Source organism: Actinomyces oris (assembly GCF_006546825.1).
GTDB classification, from domain to species: domain Bacteria; phylum Actinomycetota; class Actinomycetes; order Actinomycetales; family Actinomycetaceae; genus Actinomyces; species Actinomyces oris.
On sequence record NZ_VICC01000006.1, the window covers coordinates 777799 to 785228 of the forward strand.

6 protein-coding genes are annotated in these 7430 nt (G+C 65.3%); 1 reads left to right on the forward strand and 5 read right to left on the reverse strand.

The features are described 5' to 3' along the window. Window positions 1–40 precede the first annotated feature (40 nt). The 5 genes from FK267_RS10790 to FK267_RS10810 form a co-directional block, all read right to left on the reverse strand. Window positions 41–961 (reverse strand): dihydrodipicolinate synthase family protein, encoded by a 921-nt coding sequence (locus FK267_RS10790; protein ID WP_141407164.1) that lies wholly within the window; start codon window positions 959–961, stop codon window positions 41–43. 197 nt (window positions 962–1158) lie between these two features. Then, the gene (locus tag FK267_RS10795) at window positions 1159–1986 is read right to left on the reverse strand and encodes an ATP-binding cassette domain-containing protein (protein ID WP_075379571.1); all 828 of its coding nucleotides are present in this window, start codon (window positions 1984–1986) and stop codon (window positions 1159–1161) included. Further along, complete coding sequence (locus FK267_RS10800) at window positions 1986–4136, reverse strand: dipeptide/oligopeptide/nickel ABC transporter permease/ATP-binding protein (protein ID WP_141407165.1); 2151 nt, start codon at window positions 4134–4136, stop codon at window positions 1986–1988. Before FK267_RS10800 ends, FK267_RS10795 begins: the two co-directional genes overlap by 1 nt. After that, window positions 4136–5101: an ABC transporter permease gene (locus FK267_RS10805; RefSeq protein ID WP_004565289.1), complete on the reverse strand. Its 966-nt coding sequence runs from the start codon at window positions 5099–5101 to the stop codon at window positions 4136–4138. Before FK267_RS10805 ends, FK267_RS10800 begins: the two co-directional genes overlap by 1 nt. A gap of 208 nt (window positions 5102–5309) precedes the next feature. After that, window positions 5310–6935 carry an ABC transporter substrate-binding protein gene (locus tag FK267_RS10810; protein ID WP_141407166.1) on the reverse strand — a complete coding sequence of 542 codons (1626 nt, stop codon included), beginning with the start codon at window positions 6933–6935 and terminating at the stop codon, window positions 5310–5312. 170 nt (window positions 6936–7105) lie between these two features. Here FK267_RS10810 and FK267_RS10815 point away from each other — a divergent pair. Continuing rightward, the coding region (locus tag FK267_RS10815) for a FadR/GntR family transcriptional regulator (RefSeq protein ID WP_141407167.1) at window positions 7106–7430 on the forward strand (325 nt) is incomplete at its 3' end.

Here is a 7430-nt window from a genome sequence, read left to right on the forward strand (position 1 = left end):
GTTCGATGACTCGAGCACCGGGCATGCAGCCGCCGGGACGTCAGATGAGGCCCTGAGCCTTGACGATCTCCAGGACCCGCTCCTTGGTCTCCCCCTCGAGAGCCTTGACAGGGAAGGCCATCTCGTTGGTGGCGATGATCCCGATCGCCTCCATGGCGGTCTTGAAGGCGCCGATGCCGGTCGCGTCAGCCGAGCGCCCCTGGGGCACGAAGACGATCTCGAAGCCGGCGCAGACCTCGTCCTGAAGGCGGCGCACCTCGTCCCACGACCCCTCGCGGGAGGCCTTCCACATCTCGGCGTAACGGACCGGGTCCACGTTGCCGTATCCGGGGACGAGGCCGTCGGCGCCCAGCAGCAGCATGCCGTCGACGACGCACTCGTGGCCGGTCAGAAGGGCCAGGGGGTGGCCCGCGGCCTCGTTGGCGGCCACCAGCCTGCGGAAGGCGACGTCGTTGCCGGAGGAGTCCTTGACACCGGCCAGGACGCCCTCCTTGCCCAGCTCGACGAGCAGCTCGCAACCGAGCTTGGCGCCACCGAGGCGCACAGGGACGTCGTAGGCGAAGACGGGCACGTCAATGGCCGCGGCGATGGCGCGGAAGTGAGCCTTGATCTCCTCGGCGTCGTTGAGCGCGTAGAACGGGCAGGTGGCCACGATCGCCTCGGCACCGAGGGCGGCCGCCCGACGAGCCTGGTCGATGACCCGGTGGGCGGTGGTGTCGATGGCACCGGCAAGCACCGGGACGCGTCCTGCCGCGGTCTTGACGACTCGCTCGATGACGGCGTCGCGCTGGGCGTCGGTGAGGTAGGCGACCTCTCCGGATGATCCCAGGGCGAACAGGCCGTTGACACCACCGGCGATGAGGTGCTCGACGACCTTGTCCAGGCTGTCGAAGTCAACCTCGCCCGCGGCGGTGAAAGGGGTGACGACCGGCGGGATGACGCCGGTGAAACGGTTGTCCATTGTGGTGACTCTCTTCATTGAAAGGTTATCGGACGTCTGACATCTGACGTCACGAGGTATTGTTGCAGATGCTCCCGGTTGACGCCACCCCGGTGCCCGGGTCTCCTAGCGACCGTATGTACCGGTGAGGGGCGGACCCGAGTGGGTCCGCCCCTCACCTGGAGGTGCTGGCGCCGGCAGCGGCCGGAGCCGGCTACTCAGACATCGAGCAGCGAGGGCACTGCCGACAGCAGAGTGCGCGTGTACTCCTCCTGAGGATTGTTGAAGATCTCCTCAGTGGTGTTGAGCTCGAGGATCTTGCCGAAGTACATGACGGCGATCCGGTCCGAGACGTAGCGCACCGTGTTGATGTCGTGACTGATGAACACCAGCCCCAGTCCCAAGGATGCCTTGAGGTCCTGGAGGAGGTTGAGCACCTGGGCGCGCACCGAGACGTCCAGGGCGGAGGTGGGCTCGTCGGCCACGATGATGTCGGGGTCCAGGGCGAGCGCTCGGGCGATGGCGACGCGCTGGCGCTGACCACCGGAGATCTGCCGAGGCAGCACGTTGAGTGCGCTGGGGGGCAGCCCGACCAGGTGGAGCAGGTCGCGCACCTTGGCCTCACGCTCCTTGGGCGACCCGATTCCGTGGACGTTGAGCGGGTCGATGAGCGCGTCGTGCACGATCATGCGCGGGTTGAGGGCCGTGGCCGGGTCCTGGAAGACCACCGAGATGCTGCGTCCCAGATCGCGACGGTCCGAGGCCGAGCGCCCCAAGGGACGCCCCTTGAAGATGACCTCACCGGAGGTGACCGGCTGCAGACCCACCATGACTCGGGCCGTGGTGGACTTGCCGCAACCCGACTCCCCCACGAGTCCCAGCGTCTCTCCGCGCTTGACGCTCAGCGAGACGTCGTTGACCGCGTGAACCGTGTCCGGGTGGAACAGGCCACCGGTGCGGGACTTGTGGATGACATTGACATTCCTGAGCTCGACGACCGGCTGGTCCTTGCTCCATGAGGACGATGCAGACGTGTTGGGGGACATCAGTGCTTCTCCTTCGCGAGCAGAGCCTCGAGCTCGGGGGTGATGGCGTAGCTGTGCTCCGTCGTGCCCGGCACGGGCTTGAGCACCGGACGGGTCTCAAGTCCAACCGTCGGGTGGGACGATCGCGGAGCGAACCGGTCGCCCTTGACGAACTCGCTGGGTGAGGGGACGACCCCTCGCACCTGGTGGAGTCGCTTGGAGCCGGACTCGATGGAGAGCACCGCGCCGAGGAGGCCCCGGGTGTACTCGTGAACCGGGTTGGCCAGCAGCTCGCTGGTGGGCGCCTGCTCAACCACCTGGCCCGCGTACATCACGGTGATCCGGTGTGCCAGCTTGGCCACGAGGGCCAGGTCGTGCGAGACGAAGACCATCGCGAAGCCGAGCTTCTCACGCAGCTCGTTGAGCAGGTCGATGACCTGCTTCTGAACGGTCACGTCCAGCGCGGTCGTCGGCTCGTCGGCCAGGACCAGGGAGGGGTCTCGGGTCAGCGCCATGGCGATGAGGACGCGCTGACGCTGGCCGCCGGAGAGCTCGTGCGGGTAGCTGCGCAGCGTGCGCTTGGGGTCGAGTCCCACCAGCTCGAGCAGCTCCTCGGCACTGCGAGTGCCTCCGCGCGCACTGAGCTGGGCCATCTGGGTGCGGATGAGCATGGAGGGGTTCAGTGAGGACAGAGCATCCTGGTAGACCATGCTCATCTCGTGACCACGCAGCGCGTTGTGCTCGGCCGGCGTCATCTCAAGGATGTTGCGTCCCTTGAAGAGGATCTCACCGGAGATACGGGCCGAGGGAGGCAGCAGCCCCATGACGGCCATCGAGCTGATGGACTTACCGCAGCCGGACTCCCCCACCAGGCCCATGGTCTCGCCCGGACGCACGGAGAAGGAGACGCCATCGACGATGTTGACCTCACCATGCTGCTCGGGGAAGGCGATCGTGAGGTTCTTGACCTCCAGAACCGGGTCCTCGCCGGTGTCCTCGTAAACCAGGCGGTCTCGCCGGGCGAGCTCGGCCACCCGCAGGGAGCTGAGCCGCTCAGACAGAGGAACATCCTCGGTTGCCGGGGCGGCGACGCCGGTCAGTGAGCTGAACCCATTCGTGGCGTCGTCCCCGTCGGCGACGGAGGCGTTGGCGACCACCGCCTCAGCGGCGTCGTCCCAGGCGTTCAGGGTCTCCTGAGCCTCCATGGCCTCCTCATCGGCCTGAACATCGGGCTTGGCCTTGATGCGCGGCGAGGCCATCGCATCGGTCAGTCCCTCGGACAGGACGTTGAGGCACAGGGTGGTGATGAGGATGAGCAGGCCGGGGAAGAAGGTCGGCCACCAGTGGCCCGACAGGAGCAGCTCCTTGCCCTCGGAGAGCATGTTGCCCCAGGTCGGGGTGTTGACGGACTTGATGCCCGCACCGATGAAGGACAGCGAGGCCTCGAAGACGATCGCGTCGGCCACCAGGACGGTTGCGAAGACCATGATCGGGGCGATGCAGTTGCGGGCCACGTGCTTGAGCAGGATCCACGGCACCGGCGCCCCCATCACCTTGGAGGCGGCCACATAGTCCTCCCCGAACTGGGAGATGATGTTGGCACGCACCACGCGGGTGAGCTGGGGGATGTAGAGGATGCCGATGGAGACGATGATGACCGGCAGCATCGGCAGGCGGGTCGACATCGCCGAGACGAGGACGGCCGCCAGAGCGATGCCGGGGAAGGACATGACGACGTCGAGCACGCGCATGAGGGTCTCAGCGATCCACTTGCGCGACGTGGCGGCGACGGCCCCGAGGACCGAGGCTACCACCAGGGCCAGGCCCGTGGCCGTCAGGCCCACGACCAGCGAGACCCTGGCGCCGTAGACGGCGCGGGAGAAGATGTCACGACCGGTGCCGTCCGTCCCGAACAGGTGGGACGCGGAGGGGGCGACGACCGGATCGGAGGAGGTCACCTCACCGACGCCCTCGATGTAGGAGGTCGTCTTGGTCTCCGCCAGCCCGGTAGCACCGGGAGAGTAGGGGGCGATGACGGGAGCCAGGATGGCGATCAGGGCGATGAGGCCCAGCACGATGATGGCGATCTTGGAGCCGACAGGCAGCGCCTTCCAGCCCTGGAAGCGCAGCCCGGGCCGCGAGGCCTTATCCAGTGTGGAGCGGTGCAGCATCAGATGCTCCTAATTCGTGGGTTGACGAGGACGTAGAGCATGTCAACGACGATGTTGATGATGATGAAGGCCAGTGCCACCGTGATGGAGACGCCCTGGACGATGTTCACGTCGTTACGGGTGATGCCCTGGAAGATGAGCTGTCCCATCCCCTTGATGTTGAAGATCATCTCGATGACGACGGCGCCTCCCATGGCGTAGCCGATGCGCAGGCCCAGCACAGTCAGCGGCGTGATGAGCGCGTTGCGCAGCACGTTGCGGGCCACGACGACGTTCTTGGGAACACCGCCGCCGATAGCGGTGCGCACGTAGTCGCGGTCGAGCTCCTCAACCATGGCAGTACGCACCACGCGGGTGAGCGAACCGGTGTTGGGAACCGCGATGGCCAGTGCCGGCAGGAAGATCTGGTTGAGGTACGTTCCGGGATCCTCGCTGAAGGGAACCCACTCGGATACCAGCGCGGGGAAGGCCCCCGTTCCGCCCGGAATGTCGGAGAACCACTGGATGAGCAGCAGGGCGAGCCAGAAGGACGGGGTGGCCAGGCACGCGATGGAGATGACGCGGATGACCTGGTCCTGCCACTTGTCGCGGTAGAGGGCTGCGATGATTCCCAGGATCGTAGCCAGGATGACGGCCACGAAGATTCCAATGAAGGTCAGCTGGAGCGTGATCGGGAAGGCCGCGGCCACCATGTCGGAGATCTTGGCTCCAGTGAAGGAGGTGCCGAGATCACCATGGATGAGGCCCAGGAGGTACTCCCAGAACCGCTTGAGAAGAGGGTCGTTGAGATGATGGGCGGCTCGGTACTGCTCGAGGGCGTCTGGCGTGGCCGACTCACCCAGCGCAAGACGCGCCGGGTCTGCCGAGGAGAACGACATGACGATGAAGACGAGCAGCGTCACGCCCAGCACCATGACCGGCAGCGCGACCAAGCGCCGTCCGATCAGGCGGATGAGGTTGGACACTGAAATGCTCCTTTGCGTTAGCGTCCTGCCGCCTTTGGAGGGCGGCTGGGTCACGTGGCAGCCGCAGAGCCAGCCGCCATTCCGATTGTCTGACGTCTGACGTCAGATTGCAAGTCCGTTGCTTTCGCCTCGGACACACTGACACCCCGAGCACGACACGGGCGGTGCAGCAACCTCCAGCGACTGCCACACCGCCCGCACGCGAGTCTCAGGACTTGGTCGAACCCGTCCCCACGAAGGACAGGCCGGTCAGCGCGATCGGCTTGAAGTTCTCCAACGTCGTCGAGTCGTAGGCCGTCGGAGCCTTGCGGTGGAAGATCGGGTAGAGCGGAACGTCCTCAGAGAGCTTGTCGAAGATCTCCTGCCACTTGGAGACCTGCTTGTCACCCTCCAGCTTGACCGCCTCATCGAGCAGCTTCTGGACCGCGACCTGGCTCTCCGAGCCCTTCCAGTGCATCCGACTCTCGGTCCACACGTCACCGCTGTACCACCAGCGCATGAGCAGGTCCGCGTCATTGCCGAAGACCGAGGGGTCCCCAGGAGCGATGAGCACGTCCCACGCCCCCTGCCCGGAGTCGATGAAGGAGTAGGTGTCCGCAGACTTCTTCTCGTCGTACTTGACCGTCACGCCCAGGGCCTCGAGGTTCTCACGGATGATGGGCCTGACGGCGGAGAACCAGCCGTGGTCCGTGCACAGCAGGTTGATGGTCGTGATGCCGGCCTCCGACAGGAGCGACTTGGCCTTGGCCGCGTCCTTGGAGTAGACCGTTTTGGCCTTCTTGTACGCGGGGTGCCCGTCCTGAACGAAGCAGGTAGCCGGCGTCGCCAGACCGGCCATGCCGGTGTCGCAGATCTTGGCGTAGTCCAGCGCGTAGAGCACCGCCTGGCGCGCCTTGACATTGGAGAAGGTGGTGTTGTTGAACATGGCGAAGAGCAGTCCGAAGCCCTGCTGCGCCGCCACCTTGACCGGGTCCTTGAGCGTCTTGAGGTTGGCCGCCGGGACGGCGTCGATGGCCTGCACGGAGCCAGAGGTCATCGCGTTGGTGCGAGTGGTGTCGTCAGGCAGGACCTGCCAGGTCATGGACTTGGCCAGCGCCGGGCGAGGACCGTTGTACTTGTCGTTGCGTTCGAAGACGAGCTTCTGGCTGGCGGCACCGTTGTCGGTCATCTTGTACGGACCGCTTCCGACGGGGTTCATGTCGAACTTCTTGGCGTCCGCCTCGACAACCGCCTTGGGGACGATCTTGACGACGCTCAGACGCTCGGCCACCAGGGAGAAGGCGTACTTGAGCTTGATGGTCACCGTGCCTGCGTCCTTGGCCTCCACCTTGTCGATGAAGGGAAGGAACTGCGAGTACAGCGACTTGTTGGCCGGGTCGAGGACGCGCGTGAAGGAGAAGACGACGTCGTCGGCAGTCACGGCCGAGCCGTCGGAGAACTTCGCGTCCTTACGCAGCGCGACCTCATAGGTGGTGTCGTCCACCTTCTTGGGCATCTCCGCCGCCAGAGCCGCGTACACCTCGCGGGTGGCCGGGTGAAGCTCGGTGAGCCCCTCCAGGGTGTGCCAGTTGGCAGCGACCGTCAGAGCCGACGACGTCGTCATCGGGTCGTAGCCGTTGGTGCCCAGCTCGTAGGAAATACCTGCGGTGATGACACCGTCCTTGTGAGTGACTTCCTGATCGGTAGCCATACCACTGGCCTTTGCGCCACCTGCGGTCTTGCCCTTACCGCCGCAGGCCGCAAGGCTGGCAGCCAGACCAGCAGCCATTCCGAGGGTGCCGGTCAGCCTGATGAAGTCCCGGCGGCTGGAGCCGGCCGGAGTCGTGATCGCCATTGATTCTCTCCTGATGTCTGACGTCTTATGTCTGACGTTGGTAGGATGACTGTAGCAGAGGTCAGGGCGTCCAGACCACTCACGACCTCGCAGACAAGGCGTTCGCGGACTGCCGCCCCACCGCTGGGGCGAGTCGTTCGACGAGCGGAATCACATCGTAGTGACCAACAATGATTGACAGGGCAAGAACCGTGGCCGACACCAAGAAGAGCAGCATCATGAACAGAGCCTCCGCACCGCAAGCACCCACCACTGCAGGAAAAGAGATGAACCTCACGCCCACAGTCGATGAGCCGATCATCCCTCATGGCCCCTACTCCACGCTGATGGCGTCGCCCACTACCCAGGCGGAAGCCACGATGGCGGAGATCAAGAACTACATCCTGCGCTCCGGTCTGCAGATGGGTGACGCGTTGCCCACGGAGTCCCAGCTGTGCACCGACCTAGGAGTATCCCGCTCCTCCGTCCGAGAGGCCGTCCGCACCCTCGTCGCCC

Coding starts and splice junctions, on each gene's coding strand:
- FK267_RS10795 (WP_075379571.1), bottom strand. CDS start 1,986: ATGTCCCCCAACACGTCTGCATCGTCCTCATGGAGCAAGGACCAGCCG.
- FK267_RS10790 (WP_141407164.1), bottom strand. CDS start 961: ATGGACAACCGTTTCACCGGCGTCATCCCGCCGGTCGTCACCCCTTTC.
- FK267_RS10810 (WP_141407166.1), bottom strand. CDS start 6,935: ATGGCGATCACGACTCCGGCCGGCTCCAGCCGCCGGGACTTCATCAGG.
- FK267_RS10800 (WP_141407165.1), bottom strand. CDS start 4,136: ATGCTGCACCGCTCCACACTGGATAAGGCCTCGCGGCCCGGGCTGCGC.